This window comes from Bradyrhizobium sp. SYSU BS000235 (assembly GCF_049747295.1).
Lineage (GTDB): Bacteria > Pseudomonadota > Alphaproteobacteria > Rhizobiales > Xanthobacteraceae > Afipia.
The window spans coordinates 3,934,082-3,961,031 of record NZ_JBMHJM010000001.1 but is presented as its reverse complement, the minus strand read 5'-3'; the positions used below and the strand labels follow the sequence as shown (position 1 = coordinate 3,961,031).

Annotated in this window: 24 protein-coding genes; 11 read left to right on the top strand and 13 right to left on the bottom strand. The window is 61.4% G+C overall.

Annotation, left to right across the window (positions count from 1 at the left end):
* Nucleotides 1–102 precede the first annotated feature (102 nt).
* On the top strand, nucleotides 103–762 hold the full coding sequence (locus ACP0KA_RS18380) for a DsbA family oxidoreductase (protein ID WP_424630166.1): 660 nt from the start codon (nucleotides 103–105) through the stop codon (nucleotides 760–762).
* Nucleotides 763–776: 14 nt separating this feature from the next.
* Here ACP0KA_RS18380 and ACP0KA_RS18375 read toward each other — a convergent pair whose 3' ends face one another.
* The 3 genes from ACP0KA_RS18375 to pobA all read right to left on the bottom strand — a co-directional run bounded on the left by ACP0KA_RS18375 (nucleotide 777) and on the right by pobA (nucleotide 4,480).
* Nucleotides 777–1,760, bottom strand: coding sequence for an adenylate/guanylate cyclase domain-containing protein (locus ACP0KA_RS18375; RefSeq protein ID WP_424630165.1), 984 nt, complete (start codon nucleotides 1,758–1,760; stop codon nucleotides 777–779).
* Nucleotides 1,761–1,966: 206 nt separating this feature from the next.
* A complete protein-coding gene (locus ACP0KA_RS18370; RefSeq protein WP_424630164.1) occupies nucleotides 1,967–3,175 on the bottom strand; it encodes an ABC transporter substrate-binding protein in 1,209 nt (402 codons plus the stop codon).
* Between the two features lie 132 nt (nucleotides 3,176–3,307).
* Complete coding sequence (pobA, locus tag ACP0KA_RS18365) at nucleotides 3,308–4,480, bottom strand: 4-hydroxybenzoate 3-monooxygenase (RefSeq protein WP_424630163.1); 1,173 nt, start codon at nucleotides 4,478–4,480, stop codon at nucleotides 3,308–3,310.
* Nucleotides 4,481–4,530: 50 nt separating this feature from the next.
* On the opposite strand from pobA, the gene ACP0KA_RS18360 reads away from it, so the two are divergent.
* Genes ACP0KA_RS18360 through ACP0KA_RS18350 form a run of 3 tightly spaced genes read left to right on the top strand, consistent with a single transcriptional unit; the run spans nucleotide 4,531 to nucleotide 7,384 of the window.
* Nucleotides 4,531–5,430 carry a helix-turn-helix domain-containing protein gene (locus ACP0KA_RS18360; RefSeq protein ID WP_424630162.1) on the top strand — a complete coding sequence of 300 codons (900 nt, stop codon included), beginning with the start codon at nucleotides 4,531–4,533 and terminating at the stop codon, nucleotides 5,428–5,430.
* Between the two features lie 36 nt (nucleotides 5,431–5,466).
* Entirely contained in the window at nucleotides 5,467–6,684 is a 1,218-nt protein-coding gene (locus ACP0KA_RS18355; protein WP_424630161.1) for a helix-turn-helix domain-containing protein, read from the top strand.
* A 37-nt stretch (nucleotides 6,685–6,721) separates the two neighbouring features.
* On the top strand, nucleotides 6,722–7,384 hold the full coding sequence (locus ACP0KA_RS18350; protein WP_424630160.1) for a PQQ-binding-like beta-propeller repeat protein: 663 nt from the start codon (nucleotides 6,722–6,724) through the stop codon (nucleotides 7,382–7,384).
* Between the two features lie 44 nt (nucleotides 7,385–7,428).
* On the opposite strand, the gene ACP0KA_RS18345 is transcribed toward ACP0KA_RS18350, so the two are convergent.
* Complete coding sequence (locus ACP0KA_RS18345) at nucleotides 7,429–8,346, bottom strand: LysR family transcriptional regulator (RefSeq protein WP_424630159.1); 918 nt, start codon at nucleotides 8,344–8,346, stop codon at nucleotides 7,429–7,431.
* A gap of 92 nt (nucleotides 8,347–8,438) precedes the next feature.
* Here ACP0KA_RS18345 and ACP0KA_RS18340 point away from each other — a divergent pair, with 92 nt between their 5' ends.
* Nucleotides 8,439–9,299 carry an NAD(P)H-dependent oxidoreductase gene (locus ACP0KA_RS18340; protein WP_424630158.1) on the top strand — a complete coding sequence of 287 codons (861 nt, stop codon included), beginning with the start codon at nucleotides 8,439–8,441 and terminating at the stop codon, nucleotides 9,297–9,299.
* A gap of 76 nt (nucleotides 9,300–9,375) precedes the next feature.
* Here ACP0KA_RS18340 and ACP0KA_RS18335 read toward each other — a convergent pair whose 3' ends face one another.
* The 3 genes from ACP0KA_RS18335 to ACP0KA_RS18325 form a co-directional block, all read right to left on the bottom strand.
* Nucleotides 9,376–10,962: an OprO/OprP family phosphate-selective porin gene (locus ACP0KA_RS18335; protein WP_424631652.1), complete on the bottom strand. Its 1,587-nt coding sequence runs from the start codon at nucleotides 10,960–10,962 to the stop codon at nucleotides 9,376–9,378.
* 411 nt (nucleotides 10,963–11,373) lie between these two features.
* Nucleotides 11,374–11,709 (bottom strand): hypothetical protein, encoded by a 336-nt coding sequence (locus tag ACP0KA_RS18330; RefSeq protein WP_424630157.1) that lies wholly within the window; start codon nucleotides 11,707–11,709, stop codon nucleotides 11,374–11,376.
* 24 nt (nucleotides 11,710–11,733) lie between these two features.
* On the bottom strand, nucleotides 11,734–13,164 hold the full coding sequence (locus ACP0KA_RS18325) for a short-chain fatty acyl-CoA regulator family protein (protein ID WP_424630156.1): 1,431 nt from the start codon (nucleotides 13,162–13,164) through the stop codon (nucleotides 11,734–11,736).
* A gap of 246 nt (nucleotides 13,165–13,410) precedes the next feature.
* On the opposite strand from ACP0KA_RS18325, the gene ACP0KA_RS18320 reads away from it, so the two are divergent.
* The 4 genes from ACP0KA_RS18320 (at nucleotide 13,411) to ACP0KA_RS18305 (ending at nucleotide 17,802) form a co-directional block, all read left to right on the top strand.
* Nucleotides 13,411–14,955: an MmgE/PrpD family protein gene (locus ACP0KA_RS18320; protein WP_424630155.1), complete on the top strand. Its 1,545-nt coding sequence runs from the start codon at nucleotides 13,411–13,413 to the stop codon at nucleotides 14,953–14,955.
* An 11-nt stretch (nucleotides 14,956–14,966) separates the two neighbouring features.
* The gene (gene prpC / locus ACP0KA_RS18315) at nucleotides 14,967–16,154 is read left to right on the top strand and encodes a bifunctional 2-methylcitrate synthase/citrate synthase (RefSeq protein WP_424630154.1); all 1,188 of its coding nucleotides are present in this window, start codon (nucleotides 14,967–14,969) and stop codon (nucleotides 16,152–16,154) included.
* Nucleotides 16,155–16,164: 10 nt separating this feature from the next.
* Nucleotides 16,165–17,085: a methylisocitrate lyase gene (prpB, locus tag ACP0KA_RS18310; protein ID WP_424630153.1), complete on the top strand. Its 921-nt coding sequence runs from the start codon at nucleotides 16,165–16,167 to the stop codon at nucleotides 17,083–17,085.
* 186 nt (nucleotides 17,086–17,271) lie between these two features.
* Complete coding sequence (locus ACP0KA_RS18305; protein WP_424630152.1) at nucleotides 17,272–17,802, top strand: cytochrome P460 family protein; 531 nt, start codon at nucleotides 17,272–17,274, stop codon at nucleotides 17,800–17,802.
* A gap of 87 nt (nucleotides 17,803–17,889) precedes the next feature.
* Here ACP0KA_RS18305 and ACP0KA_RS18300 read toward each other — a convergent pair whose 3' ends face one another.
* The 4 genes from ACP0KA_RS18300 to ACP0KA_RS18285 all read right to left on the bottom strand — a co-directional run bounded on the left by ACP0KA_RS18300 (nucleotide 17,890) and on the right by ACP0KA_RS18285 (nucleotide 21,629).
* Nucleotides 17,890–18,369 (bottom strand): YybH family protein, encoded by a 480-nt coding sequence (locus ACP0KA_RS18300; RefSeq protein ID WP_424630151.1) that lies wholly within the window; start codon nucleotides 18,367–18,369, stop codon nucleotides 17,890–17,892.
* A gap of 48 nt (nucleotides 18,370–18,417) precedes the next feature.
* Complete coding sequence (locus tag ACP0KA_RS18295; RefSeq protein WP_424630150.1) at nucleotides 18,418–19,674, bottom strand: YbfB/YjiJ family MFS transporter; 1,257 nt, start codon at nucleotides 19,672–19,674, stop codon at nucleotides 18,418–18,420.
* 101 nt (nucleotides 19,675–19,775) lie between these two features.
* Nucleotides 19,776–20,663, bottom strand: a complete 888-nt coding sequence (locus tag ACP0KA_RS18290; protein WP_424630149.1) for a LysR family transcriptional regulator — start codon at nucleotides 20,661–20,663, stop codon at nucleotides 19,776–19,778.
* An 87-nt stretch (nucleotides 20,664–20,750) separates the two neighbouring features.
* Entirely contained in the window at nucleotides 20,751–21,629 is an 879-nt protein-coding gene (locus ACP0KA_RS18285; RefSeq protein ID WP_424630148.1) for an EamA family transporter, read from the bottom strand.
* Nucleotides 21,630–21,949: 320 nt separating this feature from the next.
* Here ACP0KA_RS18285 and ACP0KA_RS18280 point away from each other — a divergent pair, with 320 nt between their 5' ends.
* Nucleotides 21,950–22,963 (top strand): alpha/beta fold hydrolase, encoded by a 1,014-nt coding sequence (locus ACP0KA_RS18280; protein WP_424630147.1) that lies wholly within the window; start codon nucleotides 21,950–21,952, stop codon nucleotides 22,961–22,963.
* Nucleotides 22,964–22,977: 14 nt separating this feature from the next.
* Here ACP0KA_RS18280 and ACP0KA_RS18275 read toward each other — a convergent pair whose 3' ends face one another.
* Complete coding sequence (locus ACP0KA_RS18275) at nucleotides 22,978–24,192, bottom strand: hypothetical protein (protein ID WP_424631651.1); 1,215 nt, start codon at nucleotides 24,190–24,192, stop codon at nucleotides 22,978–22,980.
* Between the two features lie 869 nt (nucleotides 24,193–25,061).
* Between ACP0KA_RS18275 and ACP0KA_RS18270 the strand changes: the two genes are divergently transcribed.
* Nucleotides 25,062–25,793 carry an outer membrane protein gene (locus ACP0KA_RS18270; protein WP_424630146.1) on the top strand — a complete coding sequence of 244 codons (732 nt, stop codon included), beginning with the start codon at nucleotides 25,062–25,064 and terminating at the stop codon, nucleotides 25,791–25,793.
* 140 nt (nucleotides 25,794–25,933) lie between these two features.
* Here the strand turns inward: ACP0KA_RS18270 and ACP0KA_RS18265 are convergent, their stop codons facing one another.
* On the bottom strand, nucleotides 25,934–26,869 hold the full coding sequence (locus ACP0KA_RS18265) for an SDR family oxidoreductase (RefSeq protein WP_424630145.1): 936 nt from the start codon (nucleotides 26,867–26,869) through the stop codon (nucleotides 25,934–25,936).
* Nucleotides 26,870–26,950: the final 81 nt, after the last annotated feature.

Genomic DNA, 26,950 nt, shown 5'->3' with positions numbered 1-26,950 from the left:
ACCGCAGAGTTCGCTCGGCCATCACTTGATAGTGCACGGTGCCGCCATCATTTAGTCGTCGTTGCCATCATTCCTATCGGGCAACGAGCTTTCGGAGACATCATGTCTGGTTCACTCGTGTCGGCGCCGCCGGTCAGCCTGCAGCATGTTGCGGATGAAGGTCCAGTCGCCCTGCACTGGTACGACCTCACCTGCCCGTTCTGCTATCTCGGCCAGGCGCGCACCCATCTGCTGCAGCAGCGCGGCCTCACCGTCATCGAACTGCCGTTTCAGGCGCATGCCGAGATTCCAGCCGGAGGCATTAATGTCGGCCCGCGCCAGGGTCCGATGTACCAGCAGATCGAGCGCAACGCGGCGGCGCTCGGCCTGCCGCTGAACTGGCCGCCGCGGCTGCCGAACTCAGGGATTGCCCTTGCCGCCGCCGAATGGGTACGTCGGCATCAGCCGGATGCGTTCGCCGCCGTCCAGACGCGGCTGTTCCGCGCGCATTTTGCCGATGGTCTCGACATCGGCGATCTCGAAACCGTGCTTAAGTGCACGAGCGAGTTCGTGACGGATCTCGACAACCTGCGTGCGGCGCTGACCAGCGGCGAAGCGCGTGTTGGCGTCTATGAAGGCCAGCGGCTCGGTGAAGACTTCGGCGTGCGCGGCACCCCAAGCTGGCGCATCGCCGGACAAATGATCAGCGGCTATATCACTGAGAGCGAGTTCGAGCGCGTCGCTGCACGCGCCCTTCCCCAGCCAACCGCCAAGGCGTCATAACAAACGAGAGCGTGTCACACCGCCAACCCCAGCACATCGATGCTGTCGGCGCGGCCGCGAATGGCGCGCGGGCCGAGATCTTCCAGCGAAACCGGCGGTGCGGCGGAGAACTTCGCAATCGCCGCGCGCGAAACAAGAAATCCGCCTTTGACCTCGCGGCTCAAGGCCTCGAGCCGCGCGGCGGTATTCATCACGTCACCATTAAGGACAATCGCGCGCTTCACGCTGCCGATCTCGCCCGCGATCACGGTCCCGAAATGCAGGCTACCGCGGATTTTCGGCGCAGCGCCAAACTCCTTTTCAAACCGTCCCGCTTTCTCGGCGAGCGCAGCCCGCATCGCCAGAAAGCATTTGAGTGGCCGGCAGTCGACTGCGCCGACCGCCGCCGGCCATGTGACGATCACCTCGTCGCCGACGTAGTGCAGGATTTCGCCGCGATAATCGACCACGGCATCGGTCAGGACGCGAAAGGTCTGGTCGAGAAAGCGATGAATGGCGAGGCCGCCCAGTTTCTCGGCAAGCCCCGTGGAGCCGGCGATATCGACGAACAGCACGAAGCGCTCTTCCTCAATGGGCGAATGATAGCGGCCGGTGGCGAGATTGAGGAATGAACGCGGGCCAATGATGTTGATCACCCCAAGCACGAGATTCATCATGATCGAGAACGCGCCGCAGAAGATGATCGCGGATACGAAGTCGCCTCGCCCCGGGTCCGGCGTCAACCCGACCAGTCGCGTCCCGAGATCGAAGTACTGGATCGGCAGGATCACCGCGGCATAGATGACGCTGCGGATCAGGAGACTGACGGTGAAGGACAGGCTGGCCAGCCACGTCCGCAGCGGTCCGGTCGACGCGAACATCTCGAAGCCGCCGATCGCCGCGCTGATCAGCAGCCCATACGAGACCCCGATCATGATGTCGTTCGGAGCGGTCCCCAACCGCGACATCGTATAGATGGCGCCGCCGATCATCCCGCTCACCAGGATGACGGCGAACATCTTCAATATTCGTGCGAGCCGCGGATGCATGGACAACAGACCTCGTGTCAGAGAACCTGATCACGATGGAAAGACTGGTTGATTTGACGATCTATTGCAATCGCCGGGTCGCTCCGGACGTCCAGCGCACCCGATGTCACAAAATAACAATGTCCCGGCCGCGCTTCGCGTCCGGGACAAAGCACATGCGGAGTGTGAGGCCGCCCTTACTTCACCAGCGAACAACCACCTTCAGCCTGTGGCCTGAAGGCCTTGTCGCCCGGAACGCTCGAGATCAGCTTGTAATAGTCCCAAGGATACTTGGATTCTTCGGGCTTCTTCACCTCATACAGGAACAGCGGGTGCACCACGCGTCCGTCCTGGCGAATCGTGATATCGCCGAACAGCTTGTCCTTGCCGGAGAACGTCTTCATCTGCGGCACCACATCCTTGGCGTTGTCGCTGCCCTTGGCCGCGACGGCGTTCAAATAGGCCATGGTCGCCGCATAAACGCCGGCGTGATTGCTGCTCGGCATCTTGCCGTTCATGCCGGGACGTGCCGCGAAACGCTTGGCAAAGGCCCGGGTATCATCATTCATGTCCCAGTAGAACGCTTCCATAAGTTGCAGCCCCTGCGCGACCTTCAGGCCCATGCCATGCACGTCCTGAATCAACATGAGGAAAGCCACCAGCTTCTGTCCGCTCTGCTGAATGCCGAATTCGGCCGCCTGCTTGACGGCATTGATGGTGTCGCCGCCGGCATTGGCAAGGCCGATGACCTGCGCTTTCGACGACTGCGCCTGCAACAGGAATGACGCGAAATCGGACGTGCCGAGCGGATGTTTGGCCGAGCCGAGAACCTTGCCGCCATGAGCCTCGATATATTTGCTCGCTTCCGCCTCGATGCCTTTGCCGAGCGCATAGTCCACGGTGACGAAATACCAGTCCTTGCCGCCCTGCGCCATCATCGCCGACGCGGTCGTGTTGCCCGTAGCCCAGGTATCGTTGACCCATTGAATGGTGTTCGGTGAGCAGGCCTTGCCGGTCAGATCCGAGCTTGCGGTCGACGAGGCCAGGAAGGTCATGCGGCTGTTGCGCAAAAGTTCGTTGAGCGCGAGGCCGACGGACGAGTTCGGAACGTCGACGATGGCGTCGACGCCTTCCACGTCGAGCCATTTCCGCGCGATCGCAACGCCCACATCGGCCTTGTTCTGGTGATCCGCGTAAACGATCTCGACCTTGATGTTCTTCCCGCCGCCCGCGAAATCCTCCGCCGCCATGCGCGCGGCCTCGACCGACCCCATGCCGTTGGTATCCTGAAACACGCCGGAGATGTCATTGAGCACGCCGACGCGCACGACATTGTCGGATATCTCGGCCCTGGCTGCTGTGCCGGCAAAGCATGCAAGCACTATCAACGCTTTCTTCATGTTCATTATCAGTCTCCTCCCCAAATATATGTTGTCAGAATTCATGCGGTCTCGACGTGTCTTGCGCCGAAAACTTTTTGCGCTGTTCACATCACCGCCTGCATAGTGTGGGTGATGAAAGCAGCGGCAGCCTGCTGTTCAATACGGCAACCCGACATAGTTCTCGGCCAGCATCCGCATCGCGGTGTCCGACGAAAACACATAATCAATCTCGGTCTGCTGCAGCTGATCGTCATACGAGTTGCGATCAGGAAAGCGATGCAGCATTGAGGTCATCCACCAGGAGAAGCGTTGCGCCTTCCAGACGCGGGCAAGCGCCTTCTGCGAGTAGTCCTTCAGCCCCACGCTATCGCCGGCTTTGTAGTGCGCGAGCAGCGCATGGTAGAGGTAATGCACGTCGGAGCCTGCAGTATTGAGCCCGCGCGCACCGGTCGGCGGAAAGATATGGGCGGCGTCACCGGCGAGGAACAGCCGGCCATAGCTCATCGGTTCGGCAACGAAGCTGCGCAGCGGCGCAATGCTCTTTTCAATGGACGGACCGGTGACGAGTTGAGCCGCCACCTCCTGCGGCAGGCGGCGCTTCAATTCCGCCCAAAACGCATCGTCGGACCAGTCTTCCACTTTATCGGTGATCGGAACCTGGATGTAATAGCGGCTCAGCACCTGAGAGCGCATCGAACACAAGGCAAAACCACGCTGGTGTTTCACATAGATCAATTCGGGTGACACCGGCTTTGTGCGCGACAGTACTCCGAGCCAGCCGAACGGATAGACCTTTTCATGTTCGTGCAAGGCTTCACCGGGGATCGATTTCCGGCTGACGCCATGGAAGCCGTCGGCACCGACCACGAAGTCGCAGTCGACACGGACCTCAGCTCCCTCGCTGCGGCACGTGACATACGGAGCGTCCGTCGTCAGATCGTGCAGCGTCACGTCTTCCGCATTGTGGACGATTTTGCCGCCGAGACGATCGCGTGCCTCGTAAAGGTCGCGCGTGACTTCGGTCTGTCCGTAAACGAGAACCGACGCGCCGCCGGAATATTTGTGAAGGTCGACGTGATCGAGCACGCCTTCGTGCGCGATATGAAATCCGTTATGGACTTCGCCCTCGCGGTCCATCCGCTCGCCGCACTCGGCCTCGCGCATCAGCTTGGCAAAGCCCTGCTCCAGCACGCCGGCACGGATGCGGGACAGCACGTAATCCCGGCTGTGTTTTTCGAGAACGATCGTGTCGACGCCCCGCAGATGAAGGAGCTGCGAGAGCAATAAGCCGGACGGCCCGCCGCCGACGATACAGACCTGAACCTTCACTTTTGTTTCCTCCGTAATCCCAACAATCTCCGATTTGACGGGATAAACGGATGGAGGGATCAGCCATTGTCTTGTACAATTCGAACATGGGGAAACTAGCACCAAGCTCGGCAATCACGGTCTACAATCTGTTCGGGGAGCATGGCGACCTGCCGGACGTGGTGCATTGCGAGACCATTCCGTCACGCTCCGTCCTGCATGACTGGACGCTGGCCGTGCACCGGCACGAGCGGCTGCACCAGGTGCTTCTGATCGAAAGCGGCGGAGGACAGGCAACGCTCGACGGCCAATCCTATGTGCTGCGGCCGATGCATATCGTGAACGTCCCTGTCAGGAACGTGCATGGATTTAGCTTCGTACCGGGCACGCAAGGCTGGGTCCTGACGCTGTCCACCGAGATTCTGGATCAGGTTTTATTGGCGTCGGAAGGCTTGCGCACTCTGCTGTCTCACGCCGCCGTGGTTCGGAGCACGTCCCAGATCCGTGCGACGATGAAACAGATTTTTACCGAACATGCAGCGCAGGGCTTTGCTCGCGCCCATGTGCTGCGCGCGTTGTCCGCAAGCCTGATTGGGCTCGTTGCGCGCGAGCTTGCCGGCGTGACACGCGAAAACACGGTTGAGCCCGATATCTTTCGCCGCTTCGAGACTCTGCTCGAAGACCATCATATTGAGCGCTGGAGCGTTTCGGACTACGCCCAGGCGCTGTCGATCACGCCCACGCATCTCAACCGCGTGACGCGGGCTGCGACAGGAAGCACCGCTTCGCACCACATCCTCAACCGGATGATCCGTGAAGCGCGGCGAAATCTCGTTTATACGAACTTGCCGGTTTCGGCGATTGCCTATGCACTGGGCTTCGATGATCCTGCTTATTTCACCCGCGTCTACACAACGGCCACGGGGCTCTCCCCTCGCGCTTTTCGGGAGCGACTCAACAAGGCAAGTTAGCGCCGCCCGTCATTTGACACATCTGTCGGAATTTAAATGGACTCGCTGATCACGGCTGCCGCACGGGCGCTCGCCTCGGGTGATCCCCTCGGGGCGCTGAACCGCATTGCCTTGCGCGACGATGCGCCCGCGCTGGCACTGCGCGGCATCGCGATGGCGCAGCTCGGCGATTTAGCACGCGCGAAAGCGCTGTTGCGGCGTGCGGCGCGCGCGTTCGGCCCGCGCGAGACCGTCTCTCGCGCGCGATGCGTGGTCGCGGAGGCCGAGATCGCGCTGGCTTCGCGGGACCTCGGCTGGCCGGAAAAGAGCCTCGATGCTGCGCGTGTCACGCTCGAACAGCATGGCGATACCATCAACACTGCCCATGCGCGCTATCTCGAGGTTCGCCGCCTGCTGCTGATCGGGCGACTCGATGAGGCCGAGCGCGTGCTCGCCCTGCTCGCCCCCGACCCCTTGCCGCCCGCATTGAAAGCCGCCCATGCGCTGGTGACGGCAGGCATCGCCATGCGGCGGCTGCAGGCGAAGACCGCGCGCGATGCGCTGGCGCGAGCGGCAGAGAGCGCGCGACAGGCCCGAATTCCCGCCCTCATTGCGGAAGTGGAGAGCGCCATGCGCATCCTCAAGTCGCCAGCCGCGCGCCTGATCACCGATGGTACGGAGCGGCCACTTCTGCTTGACGAGGTCGAGACGCTGCAGTCGTCGAAAGACCTCGTGGTCGATGCCTGCCGTTATAGCGTGCGCGATCCGCACGGCACCGTCTCGCTCGCCACCCGTCCGGTGCTGTTCGCACTCGCCCGCGCGCTGGCCGAAGCCTGGCCCGCGGACGTGTCGCGGGACGACTTGGTGGCGCGGGCGTTCCGCGCCAAGCACGCCGATGAATCCCACCGCGCGCGGTTGCGGGTCGAGATCGGCCGGCTGCGCACCATGATCGAAAGGGTGGCAACCATAAGCGCCACCCCGCGCGGATTCGCGCTCACCCCACTCAATGCGAGACAAGTGCTCGTGCTGGCGCATCCTGTCGAAGAACAGCACGCGGAAGTGCTCGCCCTGCTCGCCGACGGCGAAACCTGGTCGAGTTCTGCGCTGGCGCTGGCGCTCGATACCAGCCAGCGCACGGTGCAGCGCGCACTCGACTCTCTTGCGCTTGCAGGTAAGGTGCAGTCGTTCGGCCATGGGCGCGCGCGCCGCTGGATGACGCCGCCCGTTCCCGGTTTCACGACGACCTTGTTACTCCCTGCTCCGCTGCCGGCCTGATTAAGGTGGCTTCATCACACAGCGAGAGGATGAGCACATGAAGCAATCAGCAGCCACCGCCAGCGCGGCCGACATCATTCAGGAGTATGGCCCCTTCCCCGGCGTCGACCATGTCCATGGACTGACATTTGACGGGAAAAATGTGTGGTTCGCTACCGGCGACACCATCAGCGCGCTCGATCCCGCCAACGGAAAAGTCCAGCGCACGATCGATGTCCCCGCGCATGCCGGCACGGCGTTCGACGGCGAACATCTGTTTCAGATCGCCGAGAAGCGCATCCAGAAGATCGATCCGAAAACCGGCGACGTGCTCTCCACTATTCCGGCCCCCGGCAACGGCGGCGACTCCGGCCTCGCCTGGGCGGAAGGCTCGTTGTGGGTCGGACAATATCGCGACCGCAAGATCCACCAGATCGATCCGAATACGGGCAAGATCCTGCGCACCATCGAGACCAACCGCTTCGTCACCGGCGTGACATGGGTCGACGGCGACCTCTGGCACGGCACCTGGGAAGGTAACGAGGGCGATGTGCGGCGCATCGATCCCAAGACCGGCGAAGTTCTCGAAAGCCTCAAGATGCCGCCTGACACTGCCGTGTCGGGATTGGAATCCGACGGCGCCGACCGCTTCTACTGCGGGGGTGGAAGCAGCGGCAAGGTGCGCGCCATCCGCAGGCCGAAGCGCACGGCTTCGCGATAACACAAGAAGCACCTCAAGAGACGAAGCGGCGTGACACTTCCCTTCTAGCGTCGCGCACGCGGCGTCACGTTACAAAACGCCGATAACCTGTCGCGAAGCCAGCGGTGCGCCGGATGATCCTTGGTTCGATCGTGCCACACCATCGCGATGCCGAAGCCCTCGACATCGAGCGGCGCCTTGAACAGATCCAGCCTGTCGGCGTACCGCCGTGCGAGCCGCTCCGGCGCCATTGCGATCAACTCGCTCTGCGCCACCGCCTCGATCAACGTCACGAATGACGACACTGCGAAGGAGACCGTGCGCGTCAGACCGGCTGCCGCAAGCGCTTCATCTGTTGGCCCCAGAAAGCCGTCACCGGCCGGCGAGACGATAATATGGCGCGCGGCGATAAAACGTTTCATCGCCATTCGTCCCGTCGGCGCGCCGCCGCGGCGCGCGATGCCGATATAGGTTTCCTGCAGGACCGGCAGGGTATGTAATCCGATGGCGTCCGGGCTTCCCACTTGCAGGAAGGCGAGATCAAGGTCGCCGCGTTCGAGCTCGCCGCGTGCCATGCGGGCGCTGCCGAGCTTCGCCATCACCCTCACTTTCGGGGCCGCCTCGCTGATCGCCGTCAGAAATGGCAGCAACACGGCGACCTGCATGTAGTCGCTCGATGCAATGGTGAAGGTGAACTCGGTGGTGGCGGGATCGAAGCCCCGCCCCTGCCCGAACACGCCTCTCGCTTCTTCCAGTGCGCGCCGCACCGGCTCGCGCAGTTCCTCCGCAGCTGCGGTCGGCAGCACGCCGCGCGAAGTCGGCACGAACAGCTGATCGCCGAACAGATCGCGCAGCCGCGCCAGTTGCGCGCTGAGCGCCGGCTGGCTGAGATTGAGGCGCTTGGCCGCGCGCGTGACGTTCTGCTCCGACAGCAGCGCGTCGAGAGCAAGCAGCAAATTGAGGTCGGGGCGTTTGTCATCCATTTCATGGATACCAGCACCATAATCTTACAATTTCAATAGATGGCTAAAAGGTCCCACCTTCGGTGCAGCGACCAACCGATCGTGAGGACACCATGAAATACCTGATCGTCTATGCCCATCCGGAACCGAAATCGCTCACAGGCCATCTCAAGGACCGCGCCGTCGGGGCTCTGACCGCCGCCGGGCACGACGTCGTCGTCTCCGATCTCTACGCGATGGGATGGAAGGCCGTTGCCGACGGCGATGACTTCCCCGTCCGCGACCGGGGAGCGCCACTTAACTACGGCTATGCATCGAAGGAAGCTTACGCGGCCGGCAACCAGTCCACCGACATCGCCGAGGAACAACGGAAGCTGCTGTGGGCCGATGTCGTGGTGCTGCAGTTTCCGTTCTGGTGGTACGGCATGCCCGCCATCATGAAGGGATGGTTCGACCGCGTTTATGCCTACGGTTTCGCTTACGGTGTCGGCCCCCATGGCGGCGCGCAATGGGGCAAACGGTTCGGCGAAGGCATTCTTCTGGGCAAGCGCGCCATGGTGGCGATGACCGTCGGCGGCCGCATGTCCCACTACGGCCCGCGCGGCGTCAATGGCAACATCGATGATCTGCTCTGGCCGATCCATCACGGCCTGTTGTTCTATCCCGGTCTCACGGTCGTTCCGCCCGCAGTGTTCTACGAGGTCAACAAGGCGACGCCGGACGCCGTGGAAAGCATGGCGCAAGCCTATATCCGCCGCCTGCTGGACATTGAGGCCGCTGAGTCCATCGCATTCCGGTCGCAGAACGGAGGCGACTACGACGAACTCCAGGTTCTTAAACCAGAGCACGGTGACGACCGCATTGGACACGCGTTGCATCAGAGCGGAACGCCGTTCGTGTCCAACACCTTTCTTGGTGTACTAGGGGACTACACGCCGCGGCACATTTCGCCGACATCTCGCGACGCTGCATAAGCAAACGGCAACCCAGAACGATTGTTCTGGGTTGCCGCATGTAATGGAGACAGCGAAACCGGCTGTACCAACAGTCTTAGAAGGCGAACTGGGTGCGCATCGCAACCGCGTCGAACGTCGAACCGGAATCCACCGTTGACGTCGGCGACGCCTGCTTGGCGACATCTCCGTGCAGATAGTCCAGCATGAAGCGGAGGTTGCCGTTGACGTACCAGTTCAGGCCCGCCGTGTAGACGGTCTGTCGGCCGCCGGCGACGCCGAGCGCTGTTCCGACCTTATCGTTGAGATCGATGGTCGAGACACGACCCGCGACTTCCCAGGCACCCCAGCCGCCGCCATGGATCGAGAACGGATCCCGCGGCTTGATGCCGTTATACGAGGCGGTCGACGCGTTGTAGGTGTGGGTCTCGCCGGTCAGCACGTAGCTCGCCTGCGCATAGCCGCCCTGGAACTGCAGGCTCGGCGCACCGATTGGCGGCAAACCGGTCGAGGCCTCGCGATCGACATTGTACCAGTAGTACTCGCCCTGGAAGAACAGCGAGCCGTAGGTGGCAGCCGCTTCGGCACCGTAAACCTGCGCGCCGGAGGCGTTGGCGATCGCGCCAGTGTTGATCAGCGTGGTCGGATCGATGCGCAGCTCCGGACGATCGCTGAATGTCACCGTCTGCCCTCCCGTCGCAATGTTACGCGGCGGTTGGATCAGCCATTCGGCGTTGGCACCGACGTGCAACGAATAATTGTTGCCACTCACGAGCTGACCTGCGGCGCGGACCACTGCACCATACTGTTCGGTGGAGCTTGGTGCCGTAACGGCCGCCGTGTGGACAGAGCCTGTGGTCGGGCCGGTGACATAGCCGCCCACCCAGAAGGTGTCATTCCACCAACGCGTGCCGAAGGTCGAGCGGAAATCGCCGGCGGCGAGATTGACCGCGATCACCTGGGATGAGGCACGCTCCATGAACAGAATGTCGTTGGAGCTCGTGGCCTCATCGAGCGTCCAAGGAATGTCCATGATGCCGCCTTCGATCGCCATCTTGCCACCGAACGGCTTCAGGCCGGTGTAGCTCAGGTAAGCGTTTTCGATACCCGACGTGCCGCCGCCTGGAAGAGATCCGGACGCAGCACCGCCAAAGCCATCAGACGTGCCACCAAAGTCGTAGATCAGAGCGAAATTCCAGTCGCTGAGGAATTTGCCGGCGAGGCCGATGCGAGCGCGACGGACATTCTCACCCGAGTCGAGCCGCTGCGGCCCGCTCGCGGTGTTGGGATGGAAGTCGTAACCGCCAACATCCCAGTGCAGGCGGCCTGTGATGCCGACGCAATTCTCGCCGTCCGCGGTGCAGATGGTCGGCCGGTTGTTCGGCATCGACACCACCGCGCCGGTATACGCGATCGGCGCTTTCCTCGGCATGGCAGCATTGGCGTTGGCAACCGCAGCCTTGGCTGCCGCCTTCGCCTCGGCTTTCGCCTCAGCCCTTGCTTCAGCCTTGGCGTTCGCTGTGGCCGTCGTGTTCGCCGACGTCTGCTGCTGGATTTTGTCGAGCTTCTGCTCGAGCAGGCGGACCTGCTGTTTCAAAAGCGCGATCTCGGAATCGCCGCCGCCGGCAGATTGTGCATGCGCTTGCTGGATAGTGACGGACGTGAGCGCTGTTGCCGCGAGCATCGCGGCAGAAGCGAATCGGTAGATGTACATAGTGGCTCCTAACGGGTGTGTGCTCTTAGCAAACATCTGGACGTGACACGCTGGTGACGAAAATGATTTGATAGCGAAGCGTGGCCCCGATACAACATCGCACTACGATCAATTCACAACCATCTGCCGTGTAGCGAGGCACTTCGCCCTGCTCTTCCGAGCATTCCACCAGTGCAGTCCTGCTATGAAGGACGTCTCACCGGGAAGATAATTGCCCAGTTTGAGGTTGTTCGATAAACCGCTCCTCATCGCGTCGCTTCGGCGCGATGGCTATGCAGGCATCACAGGGCAGATATCACCGGGCAAATATTCCAAGGCGGACATCACGGCGCGGGCATCGATCACGCGGTGCCAATCACAGTCAATTTATGAGGATGTACCCTAGTCTGTATCGCGGGACGCGTTGCGGAAGTAATTCAACGCGCGCACGAGACCTGGCGGCACATACCAGCGACGCGCCGCGTCACCGCTGGCATTGCGAATTGCATGTTCCGCTTCACGCCGGCTCGCGCACTTGAGAACTTGGCTGTCACCGACATAGACGACAAACTCGTTACCGGCTCGTTTGATCTTGTAGTCTTGCATTCCAAGTCCCTGCCTGCGGAGAAAATACTCCGCGACGATGTTCGTTCCTTGGCAGAGAAAGCGCTCTTCAGTGCGGCCAATGCTTATCATTTCGATCGGGTTAACGTGATCGAACGATAAATCTATAATCATCGCACCATCAGGCAGATCGCGACTTCACGTCTCCGCCGCCCGCGCTGCCGTGTACGGGGCAAAGCGTGACAGCGTCTCATCCACCTGAAGCGTTCGTCCGATCGGCGGAAACGCGCGCTGCGAGCATTCAAACCGTTCGCATACTTTGCATCCGAGGCCGATCGGCGTCGGACTGTCGGGACTCTTGAGATCGAGCCCGCGCGAATAGACGATCCGCTCGGCGTGACGGACGTCGCAGCCAAGCGCGACGGCAAACGTTTTGCCCGCCGAGCCATAGCCGCCGCGATGATGCGAGACGGTTCGGGCAATCCAGAGATAGGTGCGTCCATCCGGCATCTGCGCCAATTGCGTAAGAATCTTGCCCGGGCTCGCGAATGCCTCATAGACATTCCACAGCGGGCACGTTCCGCCGACGCGCGAGAAGTGGAAGTCAGTGGCCGATTGACGCTTCGAGATGTTTCCGGCGCGGTCCACCCGAATGAAGAAGAACGGGATGCCACGCTCCGAATTCCGCTGCAGCGTGCTCAGGCGGTGGCACACAGTCTCGAAGCCGACTTGATACTCCTGGCCGAGAAGCTCGATGTCGTAACGCACACGTTCGGCGGATGCGAGAAACCTGCGATAAGGCATGATGAGCGCACCGGCGAAATAGTTGGCGAGACCAATGCGCGCCAGGCCTTCCGTCTCCGCGTTGCTGAAGCGCGCGGCATCCACCAGCTCGCGCAACTCACGCTCGAAACCCAGCATCGCCACCTGGGTCGCCAGTTGAAACGCCTGCTGGCCGGGCCGCAGACGCGGCGACAGCCGCAGCACCTTGAGCGTCTTGTCGAACCGGCGCTGTACGTCGGCGGAGGCTTCCTCCATCACCAACGTCACACCGTGCTCGCGCGCAAGATGACCGGCAAGAGTGGAAACCATCGCTTCCGGCACAAGGCCTAGCTTTGTCGATAGCGCCTCCGCAGCTTCATCGAGTGCGTCGAAATAGTTGTGGCTCGCATAGAAGAAGTCGCGAACCTCCTCATAAGGCGTCGAAGGCAGCGTGACGGTTTCCGCCTGGCGATCCTCTCCCAGCCTTGCGGCAAGGCTCGCCACTTGCTCGGACGTGAAGCGATATTTGCGATGCAGGACGAGCAGAGCGCGCCCGACCGCCGGCATGTTGATGGCAAGTTCGCGGATTTCGGCGGTTGAAATCGTTTCACCCAATCCGGGATCGGCCAGCGCATCGCGCAGATCCGAAACGAGCCGCGCCTCGTCGTCTTCCGAGAACGACTGCACGTCGAGGCCGAACGCTGCGTTCAACGCAAGCAGCACCGGCAGTGTCAACGGACGCTGATTGTTCTCGAGTTGATTGAGATAGCTGAGCGAGATGTTGAGTTTGGCCGCGAGCGCCGCCTGCGTCAGTCGCCGCTCCTCCCGCAGGCGCTTCAAGCGGACACCCATGAAGGTCTTTTTCATCGGCTCTCTCCGGCTTTGCAAACTTCGCAGACTTTGCAATTCGACTGGAAGCCCTTCGCAAAAATCCACTATTTCAGCCATTTTCAAGCTGTTGCTCATGCGGATATTGCGAAGTTCTGACGAAATGACAAGACGCTTGGGGCCGGGTCACACGCCTTTAACTGCGTTCCAACTCGAGCGCACGCCGCCAGAGACACGCTGTCCGCCCAAGTGCCCAACCGCATAAGCCGATAAGGAAGCCTCATCGTGAAGCAGCACGCCGTCCGCACTTACAAATCCGCAGAGAAACTTCAGCGCGCTGACCACCTCGCATGGAAGATTGCCGAAGTCTCAGCCGATCCGGTCGCGGTGGACGCGGATGTGGTCGAGATGATCGGCAACCGCATCATCGACAATGCCGCAGTGGCGGCAGCGTCACTCGCGCGTCGGCCGGTGCGAAGCGCGCGTGCGCAGGCGCTGGCGCATCCGTTCCAGCCCGGCGCGACCGTGTTTGGCCTCACCGCATCCGAGTGCATCTCGCCGGAGTGGGCTGCCTGGGCCAACGGTGTCGCCGTCCGCGAACTCGATTTCCACGACACATTCCTTGCCGCCGACTATTCGCATCCCGGCGACAATATTCCACCCATTCTCGCGGTGGCGCAGCATTGCGGCCTTGACGGCGCCGCGCTGGTCCGTGGCCTTGCGACCGGATACGAGATTCAGGTCAATCTCGTGAAAGGGATCTGCCTGCACGAGCACAAGATCGATCACATCGCGCATCTCGGACCGTCTGCGGCGGCGGGCATCGGCACACTGCTCAGTCTCCCGACCGAGATGATCTATCAAGCAGTGCAACAGGCGCTGCATGTCACCACCACCACGCGACAGTCGCGCAAAGGCGAGATTTCAAGCTGGAAGGCTTACGCACCGGCGTTTGCGGGCAAGATGGCCGTGGAAGCCGTCGATCGCGTGATGCGCGGCGAAGGCGCGCCCTCGCCTGCCTGGGAGGGCGAAGACGGCTTCATCGCCTGGCTGCTGTCGGGACCGAAAGCGCAATATGCCGTCCCGCTGCCTGAACAGGGCGAGCCCAAGCGCGCCATTCTCGACACTTACACCAAGGAACACTCGGCGGAATATCAGAGCCAGGCGCTGATCGACCTTGCGCGCCGCATGGGACCGAAGATCGGCGATTTGTCGAAGGTCGAGAGCATCGTGATCCACACCAGCCATCACACACATTATGTGATCGGCACCGGCGCCAACGATCCGCAGAAGATGGACCCGAAGGCAAGCCGCGAAACCCTCGATCACTCCATCATGTACATCTTTGCCGTCGCGCTGGAAGACGGTGGCTGGCACCACGAAAAGTCCTATGCGCCGGAGCGCGCCAACCGTGCGAGTACTGTGGCGCTGTGGAACAAGATTTCCACCGTCGAAGATCCGGAATGGACGCGCCGCTATCACAGCCACGATCCAAGAGAAAAAGCATTCGGCGGCCGTGTCATTGTAACACTCAAGGGCGGCTCGACGATCAGCGATGAACTCGCAGTGGCGGACGCCCATCCGCTTGGCGCCCGTCCCTTCAAGCGACCGGACTACGTCAAGAAATTCCGCACATTGTCGAACGGCATCATCGCTCCGTCGGAGCAGGATCGCTTCATTGCGACCGTCGGGCGGCTGACGTCGCTGAAAGCGGGCGAACTCACCGAACTCACCTTCACCGTGAACACCAAGCAACTCGGCAGCCACGCCACGCACGGCATCTTCGATTGGCCGGCTTCACGTCACGGCACATCCGTCGCGGCTGAATAAGGGAGAACGTCATGGCTCACGAAACCACGCAAGCGACGAAGCCCGCACCGAAAAAGTCCGTTGCGTTGTCCGGCGTTGTCGCGGGCAACACGGCGCTGTGCACGGTCGGGCGTAGCGGCAATGACCTGCACTATCGCGGTTACGACATCCTTGATGTCGCCGAAACTTGCGAATTCGAGGAGATCGCACACCTTCTGGTGCACGGCACCTTGCCGACGGCTGCGGAGCTCGCAGCTTATAAGGCCAAACTTAAATCTCTTCGCGGATTGCCCAGCGCGGTACGAGCCGCCCTGGAAGCGCTGCCGGCGGCAGCGCATCCGATGGATGTCATGCGCAGCGGCGTCTCGACCCTTGGCTGCGTTCTTCCAGAAGCACATGATCACAATCATCCCGGCGCGCGCGACATTGCCGACCGGCTGATGGCCTCATTGGGCTCGATGCTGCTGTATTGGCACCACTTCGCCCATCATGGCCGCCGGATCGAGGTGGAAACGGATGATGAGTCCATCGGTGGACACTTCCTCCATCTGCTTCACGGCCACGCACCGTCCGCGTCTCACGAACGCGCGATGCACACCTCGCTAATCCTCTACGCCGAGCACGAGTTCAACGCCTCGACCTTCACGGCACGCTCGATCGCAGGAACCGGGTCCGACATGTATTCCGCCATCGCAGGCGCCATCGGGGCGCTGCGCGGCCCAAAGCACGGCGGCGCCAATGAAGTCGCGTTCGAAATCCAGAAGCGCTACGCCGACGCCGATGACGCACAACAGGACATTCTCCGCCGGATCGCAGCCAAGGAGGTGATCATCGGCTTCGGTCATCCTGTCTATACGATCGCTGATCCGCGCAACAAGGTGATCAAGGACGTCGCGCGCCGCCTGTCGCGGGAGCGCGGATCGATGAAGATGTTCGAGATCGCAGACCGTATCGAGGCCGTCATGGCCGAGAGCAAGAGGATGTTTGCCAACCTCGATTGGTTCAGTGCAGTGTCTTACCATGCCATGAGCGTTCCGACGGCGATGTTTACGCCGCTGTTCGTGATCTCGCGCACGTCCGGCTGGACCGCGCATGTGATCGAACAACGCATGGACAACAAGATCATTCGTCCATCGGCCAATTATGTCGGCCCGGAGAATCTGACCTTCGTCCCGCTCGGAGAGCGAGGCAAATCGCCCTCTCCCGTTCGGGCTGCATGAGGACATCAGCATGCCTTATCTCGTTGCCGAAAATCTTCCAACTGAGAGCGCAGGACGGCGCTTTCGGACACTGCTGAAAGAGCCGGGCATTCTGCAATTGCCCGGGAGTCATAATGGAATGGCCGCACTGCAGGCGAAGGCTGCAGGCTTCAAGGCCCTTTACCTGTCGGGCGCCGCGATGACGGCATCTATGGGCCTGCCGGATCTCGGCATCATCACCGTCGATGAAGTCGCGTTCTTTGTTCGCCAGATCGTCCGCGCATCGCAGCTACCATTGCTGGTCGACGGCGATACCGGTTATGGCGAAGCGCTCAACGTCATGCACATGGTCCGCGTGTTTGAGGATGCGGGTGCAGGCGCCGTCCACCTCGAGGATCAACTGCTTCCGAAGAAATGCGGACACCTCAACGGCAAGAAGCTCGCGGACGCGCATGATATGGCTGCAAAGGTCGCGGCTGCGGCGAAAGCCCGCCGCGATCTGGTGATCGTCGCACGAACCGATGCCGCTGCCGGCGAAGGGCTCGATGCAGCGGTCGCGCGCGCCAAGCTCTACATGCAAGCCGGCGCCGATGCGATCTTCCCCGAAGCGCTGAATACGGCCGACATGTTCCGCGCTTTTGCCGCACGCATGCCGGGCGTTCCTCTTCTTGCCAACATGACCGAGTTCGGCAAGACACCATTCTTCACCGCCCGGGAATTTCGGGACATGGGCTACAGGATGGTGATCTGGCCGGTCTCAGCCTTGCGGGTTGCAAACAAAGCGCAGCAGAAACTTTACGCGGCCATCGCGCGTGACGGCGGCACGCACAGGATGATCGATGAGATGCAGACGCGCGCCGAACTCTACGACACCATTGGCCTTCACGATTATGAAGAGCTCGACGCTTCGATCATCCGCACCATCGTCCCCGAAGGAACGCCGCAACGGTAGACGTCGACGATCCGACTCTTACGGATAGTATGCGACCGCGCCCGATGATAGCGTTTCATCGGTCGCGGGTGACGGCAGATGCGTGCACATCCCACGAACTATACGGAGGAGTTGAAACTCGCCGGCACGCCGAATGCCTTTCACGCGCCACTGAAATTTTAATCAATTTCACATCACGGCGGAGGAATGAGCATGTTGAGAGTTGCGTCATTGCTGTCAGTCGTTGTTGCAGTCATGCTGGCCGGCAGAGCGATTTCTGCTCAGGATAAGTACACTGTACAGGTGCCTGATGGGCTCGCCTTCTCCGAGTTCCGGGGGTACGAGAACTGGGAAATTGTCTCCGTCAGTCTTGCCGAAAATGTGATGGCCGTGATCCTCGCCAATCCCGTGATGATCGAGGCCTACAAGTCCGGCATACCCGGCAACGGCAAGCCTTTCCCGGACGGCTCCAAGACTGCGAAGATCCATTGGAAACTCAAGAAGAGCACCGAGGCTCCTGCGTCAACGAGCGTGCCGGATGTCCTGCACGATGTCGATTTCATGGTTAGGGACAGCAAGAGATTCCCAAACACCAACAATTGGGCATACGCGCAGTTCAACTACGACGCTGCGGCCGACGCCTTTTCACCGGAAGGGACCGGGAGCGATTGCGGAGCCGCTTGCCACACCCTCGTGACGGCGAAGGATTACGTCTTCACCGCCTATCAGAAGAAGTAAGCGTCCTCCCCGATCAGTAGCCGCACGATGCCCGCGACAGCAACAATTATGTCGAGCGCGAGCGTCGTAGCACAAGAGGCGCGTCGATCATGGCGCTGCGAGCGGAGCGCCAAAAATGATGCGTTGATAATCGGCAAGCAGGGCCGGATCCTCGGCCGAACCGTGATGATGCAACTGCCGCCACACGCCGTCCTTCCGCACAAACCAACGCGTGGTGCGGAAGCGCAAGGCCAGCGTTCCGGATGGCGCCTCGCAAACGCCCTTCTCGCGCCCAACGAACAAATGCGCACGGTCGTCACCATGCGACGTGAAATCGTGGAACGCGACGCGAACCCGGGCCGGCCCGCCGAACAGCTTGGCATAGCCCGCGCGGATCTCGGACCAGCCGCGACGGATTCCGCCGATCGGGTTGCTCATGCTCGGTTCATCGCCATCCAGCCAACTGTTCGCAAGACCATCGAGATCGCCCGCATTGAACGCGCGATAAAAGCCGCTCAGCGTGGCCAACGGACTTGCGGGATCCTCAATTCGCTCGGCGCCGCTGATTTCAGTTGGAGTTACCGACATGTGGTTTTCCCTTTCATAAAATGAGGCGATGGAGATCGGGTCACGATTTCACTTGTGCACGTGAGATTTTCTGCGCGAGGCAAAGACGCCGACCGCAAGGTCGACGCACAGCGCCAGAACAGCCGAGGCAGCTCCAATCATGAACAGCAGGTGATAGTCGCCGCCGCTCTCGGCGAAGACAAATGTCAGCCCATACGCAGCCGCGGCCTGCAGCAAGGCAAAGGCTGTCGTCGCCGCACTCCACGCCGTCTTCTGCGCAGACACATCTTGCGGCATCAATTCGTGGATGCGGCCCAGCACGAGCGGCACGATGCCGGGGGTGAACGCGCCGACGATGACGCTGGAGACGATCAACGACGGCGCCCCCGTGCTCAACACCGGCACCACGACGCTCAGCGCCTGCAGGATAAACGCCCAACGCAACGCCGACCGGAAACCGATCCGATCCGCCAGATGCCCGCTCAGCACCGGGCCGACGATGGCGCCGAGGCCGAATAGCACCCAGTATTGCGCACCGCTGTCGAGCCCTTGGCCGAGACCGCGCGCCACGAAATCGACAAGGAAGAGCATATGAGGCACAAGAGCCACGGCGTTGAGCGCATACTCGACATAAAGCGCGCGCAGCCGAACCGCCGGCAAGGGCCGCGGCGAATGCGCGGCAGGCGTGACCTGTGCAGGCGCTGAATCCGTCGGCCAGCCCGACCACGCGATCATCGTCAGAATAAGTGACAAGACGCCGAGGCCACCCCATGTCTCGGTGAGACCCTGACGAAGCAGCAGCGGCACCAGTGTCCCTGACGCAGCAATCCCTAAGCCCACGCCCGCGAAGATCGCGCCGCTGGCGACGCCACGGCGGCGATGCGGCACATGAGGCAAGACAGTGGGTGCTGCAAGCACCATCAGCGCGCCGCCGGAAATTCCGGACAGCAAGCGCCAGACGAAGAACCATGTCAGCGAGACAGGCACGGCGCAGGCGAAGAACGCGATCGCCGCGAGCAGCATGAGCCCGCGCAGCGCGATATGTGCAGGCACGCGTGCGGCGAGCGGTCGCCCGAGCAATGCACCTGCAAGATAGCCCGCGAGATTCGCTGCGCCGAGATAGGCAGCGGCAGATGGCGCAAACCAGTGCTCGCCGATGATCGCGGGCAACAACGGGGTGTACGCGAAGCGCGCGAGGCCGATGCCCACAAGGCTGGCGCAGGACGCCGACAGGGTGGCCCGCCAGCCGTTGTATTGCGTGTTGTTGTTGGGCGCGACGTTGTTTGCTGCGACCCTGGCCGCGTCACATGTGCTCGACCCTGGCATTCCTGCCTCCGCCTGTGCTGTTCAGCAGAAACATAGGAACGGGTCGCTATCAGCGGTAACGAATTGTTGAGAGAGCAGCTATCTCTGAAAGTGATGACGGATTATTCGCCGGCCACCAGCTTAAGCGGCGACGGCCGCGCAACGTCCAGGAACGCTGTGAGGGTGCTGGTGAGGTGCATATCCTTGCGGCGGACGAACACCGTATCGACACGGGCCTGCTCCGGCGGCAGTTCGTGTGCGAGCACCCGCCCCTCGCGCCACGCGGGCAACACCACCGCTTTCGGCAGCAGCGTGATGCCGACGCCCGCGGCGACGCAGCCGATGATGGCATCGAGCGAGCCAAATTCGAGCGGCTGCGCGGTTTGAATGCCACGCTGCGCGAGAATGTTCTCGAGCCGCTGGCGATATGAACAACCACGACGGAAGACGATGATCTTGAGATCGCGCTGCTTGCCGAGGTCGTCCGGATTGCGGAACGCCGGTGCGGTCACCAGCATCAGTTCCTCGCGAAACATCACCTCTTCTGTCAGATCCGCATGCTGCACCGGGGCGGCCACGAATGCGCCATCGAGACGCCGCTCGACCACGTCTTCGACAAGACTGCTGCTCGTGCCCGTCGTCAGCGACAACGCGACCTCGGGATAAGCTCGCGTGTAAGCCGAGAGCGCGGCCGGCAGCCGAAGCGCGGCGGTGGTTTCCAGCGTGCCGATGTGGAGTGGTCCGCGCGGCGTGCCATCATCACGTGCAACTTCGCGCGCTTCCTTGAGCAAGGCGCCAATCCGCGCCGCATAGGGCAGCAGCCGCTGACCGGCCGCCGTCAGCACGACGCCCCGGCTGGTGCGCTGGAACAGCTCGGTTCCAACCTGCTCTTCAAGCGCGCGGATTCGCGCCGTTACATTCGATTGCACCATGTGCAGTTCGGCTGCGGCACGGTTCATACTGCCGTGGCGCGCAACAGCCTCGAGGATGCGAAGGTCTGCGTATTCCATGACAGCTCCTGCAGCCGGACAATGAATTCACGGCAACAACATCAACAGGAATGTGTAACTCCCGTCCCTCCCCGTCAAGCAGCCTTGTCATCCCACCAGCACTAGCACGACGCCCGCCACAGCGGCGATGGTGCCGAACGTAAGCTTCGCCGTGATACGGACGTGCGTGAGAACAAGTGCGCTCAGCGCCACGGTGACGATCGGATAGGTTGCGACCAGCGGCGTCACCAGCGAGACGCGGCCAGAACCGACAGCAGCATAGAGCATCAATGTGGCGACGCCGTTGCAGATGCCAACAGCCGCGAACCACAGGTGCCCGGCGATCGGCCCTCTGGGAATGAACCGTCCGGTGCGGACGCGCTCGGATGTCAACACTACCAGCGACGAGACGATATAGCCGACAAGACACGCGGCAATCGGGCTCGACCACATGGCCAGCCCAATCTTGATGATCGGCGGAATACCACCCCGCAGCACCGCGGCACCGAGCGGCAGCAGCAGCGCCCAAGTGCGCCAGTCGCCCTTGTCGCTGGCGCGCGAGAGCGTGATGAGGAACACGCCTGCAATGGCGACCATCAATCCCACCAATTGCAGCGAATGCAATTCTTCGCCAAGCACCGCGACTGCAAGCCCCACCGAGAACAACGGCGCCAGATTGCCAAGGGCGCCGGTGACCACCGGCCCAAGCGCGCGGTTTGATGCGAATGTCAGCGTCGTCAGCAACGCCGGATAGACAAGGCCGACACCGATGAAGATCGGGACCGCCCTCCACTCCACCGTCGTCCCGTGCAACAGGACTGGCGAGAGCAGAAGAAACAACGCTGTAAACGCAGGCACGCTGACCGCTGCACCCGACAACGGCGGCAGATATTTCAAGCCGAACTGTGTAATGACGACGCCGGTCCCGAACAGCAGAGCGGCCATCAGGGCCAGCACCAGGGATAGTGTCTCGGGCGTCAGCGTCATATCGGGTGTGTCGTCCTGAATGCAAACCGGCGCGCATGAAGACGATCATATCCCCTCACCGCCACCGAAAAACGGAAAATCAGGCTTTCCTAGCGCGGGACCGAACGCGTGGCGAGATCGCAGCGCGCGGAGCCCGCATGCAGCGCGCGAGGGTCCTTACCCGATCAGCAGGCCGCTGCTTGACGCGACGGCGATGACACTCAAACGGGGGTACCGAAGCAATCCCCACCGCCGGCGTGGTGCCATGATCAGCGGCGATAGCTCATTGCCTCGTCACAACGTATAAGACGTGAAAAGCTTCATCGGAGAGGTTGCGAAAAATGGATTGGCCTACGAAGACCGGCGAGTTTCGACTGGGCGATTTTCAAGTGCAGTCGGGCGAAGTCATTCGCGACGCGCGCATCGTGTGGAAGAGCTACGGCACACTGTCGCCACAGAAAGACAACGTGGCGCTCTATCCGTCCAGCTTTTCCGCCCAGCACACCGATATGGAATGGCTGATCGGGTCGGACGGCATTCTCGACCCCACTCGATGGTTCATCATCATTCCGAACATGTTTTCCAACGGCCTGTCGTCCGGCGCAGCTGAGACGCCGGACTATCCGAAGCTGGTGACGTCGTGGGACAATGTGCAAGCGCAGCGCCGCCTGCTGACCGAACAATTCGGCATCGAGCAGCTTCATGCGGTCTACGGTTTCTCCATGGGCGCCCAGCAGGCCTATCACTGGGCGGCGATGTTTCCCGATGAGGTGGCGCGCATCATCGCAGTGTGCGGGAGCGCCCGCACCGCTGAGCACAACAAGGTTTTCCTGTCCGGATTGTTGCGCACCTTGGAGGCGGCACCCGAACATCTTGGCGATGGCCGCTTCAAGGAAGAACCGCGCCTGACGATGCGCGCCTTCAGTCACATCTATGCGGGCTGGGGGCTAAGCCAGGATTTCTACCGCGAGAAGCTGCACCTCACCGCACTCGGTGCGTCCGACCTTCAGACATATATCAAGAACGATTGGGAAGCCTCGTTTGGGCGCCGCCGCGCCGCCAATTGCTACGCGCAGCTCGTCACCTGGTCCAACGGCGACATCAGCGCCAATCCACTCTATGGAGGCAACTTCGAGCATGCGCTCAAATCGATCAAGGCGCGTGTCCTGCTGATGCCGGGCGACACCGATCTCTATTTCCGTGTCCCCGACAACGAACTCGAAATGAAGCATCTGGCTTCAGCCGAGCTGCTGCCGATCCCGAGCGTCTGGGGCCATCGCGCGGGAAATCCGGCGAGAAACCCAGCCGATGCAGACTTCCTGAAGACTGCCGTATGGCGCTGGCTGGAACGATGATGCCTAGGAGGCAATTACGCCGCGAATTGCTGATCTTGCCATGCGCGGCGAACAAGCATCGCAGCGAAGGCTTCGAAAATCAGCCGCATCTGCGGTGGCTTGTAGGGAAATAGTTCGGGTGAATCCATGTTGTGGACGACAGAGGTATTGTCGGCCTCGAAGATAACCAGGTCACCGTTTTTGTTTTCCGCACAATCGACCGTGAAATAATCAAGACCGATACGTTCGAACATGGCTGTCAGCGCGCGGCTGTGGCGAAGTGCAAACCCAAAATTGAAGGTGTGCATAAAGGTCGCCTCTTCGAGGCGCTTTTCCGCGCTCAGCGACATGCCCGCGTTGAGATACCAAATGTTCCATTGATCCGCGATCGCCATGTGGCAAGCGAAAGGTTTGCCATCGATGACAACGATCCTGTATTTGCGGAAGAGCCCATCTTCATTTGAATAATCGACGAAGCGCGAGACGAAGAAATCATTCTCGGTTCGGTCATCGAGATAGCCGAAAAACGCTTCTGGATCGTCGAGCTTCGCCAAACCGACACCCGCGTGCGATCCGCGCGGCCGCACGATGATCGGAAACGCAATGTCGTTGCCGAAATCCGTCACGGATCCAATTCCGAGAGCAACATCTGTTAGCTGGAGGCGGCTGCACCCGACCGTCGCGGGGATATCGATCCCTTCGATGTCCTTCAGGAGGTGATGCAACTTGTCCCGATCAAGATTGGCGATCAAACGCGGCACGTTAAGGATGGGGCGCGGCCAATGCGGCACGAGCTGATCGATCTCTTCAAGCGCCGGGCGGCATTCGGCGGAATCGGATGCGATCACGATCGCGATATCGTGCTCCGGCAGCGGACTCGGCAGTTTCGTACCGGGGACGACATACAAGGTCTGGAGTTCGATATCGGCATCCTCGAGGAGGTGCTCGATGGGGGTATTTCCCCCCATATCGATCGCAGCCGCGAGTGCCAGAACCCGCAAGCGGGGATTTTCGGACGAACACGGCGATCGAAACAAGCGATGGACGGCGAGGATCTCGCTCTGCATCGCCAATCCGACGTCTTTAGACCCAGCCAATTGTGCAATCAGTGAAAGGTCGAGATAAACGCCGGCATCGGCGAACCCATCGCCAACCCGTTCCAGCAACTGTTGCCAAAGCGGAAGCAGATTGACGCCATTGAATGCCATCCGTGTGAGTTGGCCGTGGCCCATGCGATCCACCGCCGGCATCAGGAACGCATCGCGTTGCTTATCGAGGGATGCTTTCACGACGCCCGCCCCACATAGCGCTGAACGTGGCGGCGAACCGATTCATTGAAGGCCCGATTGCGAGGCCTGCGGATTCTTCGGCGAGAGGAATTGAGCATAACGTCCGAACGGCGGAGCGCTAGTCGACGCAGTTTCTGATGCGGGTATAGCGGGATGGGACAAGTCACCTGCCCCATGGCCGGTGACCATGGCAGGAGCTGCGCATTCTGCTCGAAGCCGCTTTTAAGTCGATTTGATTAACATCGCGTTTACCATCTTGATGAGCTGTTCAACAGTAGGTGATCGGTCCGCCAAAGCGCGACCCGCGCGCGCTCGCTCAACGCGCGGGATCGGCAAACCGCGCACGGTAGCATCGAACGAATTCATCCTTGTCGATCCTGCTCGAGGGCATGCCCTTGCGAACGTCGATCTCAGTCATCAAGCAACCTCACGGAATTGAAACAAGCCCATGAGGCAAACCGTGCGGCGACGATGCCGTTCCGAAAGAGACCATGCTGCGAGGCGGGCCCAGGCTGGGCGGCGCTCTCTCCTGCCCTCGCCGCGCTCAAGGTGGCTGCGCCATCTCTGGTCAGGCCGCGGGAGGGAGGCCGCGCCATCGAACGAATCGATAGCGGTATCAATGTGTTAAGCTTAATGAACCGTTTCGATTTCGGCCCTATTCGTGTCTTTTTTGTCACGGTCGAAGAGAAAGTGATGCCGCTCTAGAGAGGCCCGCAACCAACCGCCCCGCTGTCCATTCTCCATTAACTGGACGGCCGATAGCGTCCGCCCAATTCAAACGGGGAGGAGCTCCCGCCTTCGGGCAGCTCTCGCCAAACACGGGGAAGACCATGCGTATCCGTATCGCTCTGCTGGCAGCTTCCGCTGCTGTGCTTACTTCAACAGCCTCGTTCGCGGCCGACCTGCCGGCCCGCACGTACACCAAGGCTCCGGCTTATGCGCCAGCGCCGATCTTCAACTGGACGGGCATCTACGTCGGTGCGCACTTGGGCGCCGCTTTCGGCGGTGATGACAGCTTCGCCAGCAACTACGGCTTGCTGGGTGGCAGCAGCCGTGACGCTGCGTTCCTCGGCGGTGGCCAGATCGGCGCTGACTATCAGTTCGCTCCGAACTGGGTGGTCGGTATCGAAGGCCAGATCAGCGGCCTGTCGAACAACAACCGTACGTTCAGCGACGGGTTCAACTCGTTCCGTGATCGCTCCGATTGGCTGGCCTCGGTGACCGGCCGCCTCGGCTACACCTGGGGTCCGGGCATGATCTACGCCAAGGGCGGTGTCGCGTTCCGTGACAACAACGGCCTCGAAGCAACTGCGGGCTTCCTGCCGGCAGTGACCGATCGCAACAGCACCGGTTGGACCGTCGGCGGCGGCTTCGAATACATGTTCGCTCCGGCTTGGTCGGCGAAGGTCGAGTACCAGTACTACAACTTCGACACGACGAACGTTGGCTTCTCGGCTCTCGGGAACCCTGCGGTCCTCAGCTACAAGGACGACCTGCACACTGTGAAGGTTGGCGTGAACTATCACTTCAACTGGGCCAGCCCGGTTGTTGCCAGGTACTAATAAAAACAACCCATAGAACTCTCCAGTTCAGACTTAAAGGCCCCGAATCCCCGGGGCCTTTTTTTCGTCTCGCTGGGTGCGGCAACGCTCACTAAGATTGCCTCGCGTGTTTCGAAGCACCAGCAGCAGCGCGTGAGTCCTCAGACCAGCTTCGCGGGCTTCAGCAGATCAGATAAGCCGACCCGGTGCAGCATTTCGGCGCGTAGGCGATCGAGCACGGTGAAGCCGACATCGGCGCCGTCCTCCGTGGGATCGTAGTGAACGCGGAACGGCCGCTTGCCGAAGGGCATGTCGACGATATCGACGATGGCATCAGCAACACCCGTCACGTCCGCATCGTCGGGCACGATAGCAGCGAAGGCCTGCTGCACCTGTTCGCCAAAGCCCTCGTAAGGACCGGCTTCGTACTCGGCGAGGCGCGCTTCATCCGCCGGACGGCCTGAATGCGCAAAGTGATTGGTGCCCTTGGTGAAGGCGCCCGGCACCACGATGGAGGTCTCGATGCCCCACCGTGTCAGTTCACGTGCATACTGAACGGCGAGCGCATCCATCGCGGCCTTCGCGGCGAAGTACGGCGCGAGATAAGGCGGCGTGCCGCCGGCCGAGCTGCTGCTCGACACCCACACCAGCAGGCCTTGCTTCTGTTTGCGCATATGCGGGAGTACCGCACGGTTGACGCGCTGGGTGCCGAGCACGTTGACATCGTACTGCTGGGCGAACTGCTCCGGTGTGAAGGATTCCGCCGGACCGAACATCATGTGTCCGGCGTTGTGAACCAGCACGTCGATGCGGCCGCTCTCGGCGATGATCTTCCCGACAGCAGTGTTCGCAGATGGCTCCGATTGCACATCGAGTTCGATGGCCCGCAGATCGACATGATCGCGCTTGGAGGTCTCGGCCATCTCGGCAGCGTTCTTGGCGTTGCGGCCTGCGACATCGCGCATGGAGGCGTAGACGGTGTGGCCGGCTTTGGCGAGTGCTTCGGCGGTGAGACGGCCGAAGCCGCTGGATGCGCCGGTGACGAGAACGATTTTCTTTGAAGCGGTGGTGTTTGCGTTTGAGGTGACGTTGGACATGACACAGTTCCTCTGTTGGCGTCCGCGCTCAGGGCGGACGCTGTGATGAGACGATCAGGTTGACGAGTGAGTTGAGTGAGA

Coding starts and splice junctions, on each gene's coding strand:
- ACP0KA_RS18380 (WP_424630166.1), top strand. CDS start 103: ATGTCTGGTTCACTCGTGTCGGCGCCGCCGGTCAGCCTGCAGCATGTT.
- ACP0KA_RS18375 (WP_424630165.1), bottom strand. CDS start 1,760: ATGTTCGCCGTCATCCTGGTGAGCGGGATGATCGGCGGCGCCATCTAT.
- ACP0KA_RS18370 (WP_424630164.1), bottom strand. CDS start 3,175: ATGAACATGAAGAAAGCGTTGATAGTGCTTGCATGCTTTGCCGGCACA.
- ACP0KA_RS18360 (WP_424630162.1), top strand. CDS start 4,531: ATGGAGGGATCAGCCATTGTCTTGTACAATTCGAACATGGGGAAACTA.
- ACP0KA_RS18355 (WP_424630161.1), top strand. CDS start 5,467: ATGGACTCGCTGATCACGGCTGCCGCACGGGCGCTCGCCTCGGGTGAT.
- ACP0KA_RS18350 (WP_424630160.1), top strand. CDS start 6,722: ATGAAGCAATCAGCAGCCACCGCCAGCGCGGCCGACATCATTCAGGAG.
- ACP0KA_RS18345 (WP_424630159.1), bottom strand. CDS start 8,346: ATGGATGACAAACGCCCCGACCTCAATTTGCTGCTTGCTCTCGACGCG.
- ACP0KA_RS18340 (WP_424630158.1), top strand. CDS start 8,439: ATGAAATACCTGATCGTCTATGCCCATCCGGAACCGAAATCGCTCACA.
- ACP0KA_RS18335 (WP_424631652.1), bottom strand. CDS start 10,962: ATGCTCGCGGCAACAGCGCTCACGTCCGTCACTATCCAGCAAGCGCAT.
- ACP0KA_RS18330 (WP_424630157.1), bottom strand. CDS start 11,709: ATGATTATAGATTTATCGTTCGATCACGTTAACCCGATCGAAATGATA.
- ACP0KA_RS18325 (WP_424630156.1), bottom strand. CDS start 13,164: ATGAAAAAGACCTTCATGGGTGTCCGCTTGAAGCGCCTGCGGGAGGAG.
- prpC (WP_424630154.1), top strand. CDS start 14,967: ATGGCTCACGAAACCACGCAAGCGACGAAGCCCGCACCGAAAAAGTCC.
- prpB (WP_424630153.1), top strand. CDS start 16,165: ATGCCTTATCTCGTTGCCGAAAATCTTCCAACTGAGAGCGCAGGACGG.
- ACP0KA_RS18305 (WP_424630152.1), top strand. CDS start 17,272: ATGAGCATGTTGAGAGTTGCGTCATTGCTGTCAGTCGTTGTTGCAGTC.
- ACP0KA_RS18300 (WP_424630151.1), bottom strand. CDS start 18,369: ATGTCGGTAACTCCAACTGAAATCAGCGGCGCCGAGCGAATTGAGGAT.
- ACP0KA_RS18295 (WP_424630150.1), bottom strand. CDS start 19,674: ATGCCAGGGTCGAGCACATGTGACGCGGCCAGGGTCGCAGCAAACAAC.
- ACP0KA_RS18290 (WP_424630149.1), bottom strand. CDS start 20,663: ATGGAATACGCAGACCTTCGCATCCTCGAGGCTGTTGCGCGCCACGGC.
- ACP0KA_RS18285 (WP_424630148.1), bottom strand. CDS start 21,629: ATGACGCTGACGCCCGAGACACTATCCCTGGTGCTGGCCCTGATGGCC.
- ACP0KA_RS18280 (WP_424630147.1), top strand. CDS start 21,950: ATGGATTGGCCTACGAAGACCGGCGAGTTTCGACTGGGCGATTTTCAA.
- ACP0KA_RS18275 (WP_424631651.1), bottom strand. CDS start 24,192: ATGCCGGCGGTGGATCGCATGGGCCACGGCCAACTCACACGGATGGCA.
- ACP0KA_RS18270 (WP_424630146.1), top strand. CDS start 25,062: ATGCGTATCCGTATCGCTCTGCTGGCAGCTTCCGCTGCTGTGCTTACT.
- ACP0KA_RS18265 (WP_424630145.1), bottom strand. CDS start 26,869: ATGTCCAACGTCACCTCAAACGCAAACACCACCGCTTCAAAGAAAATC.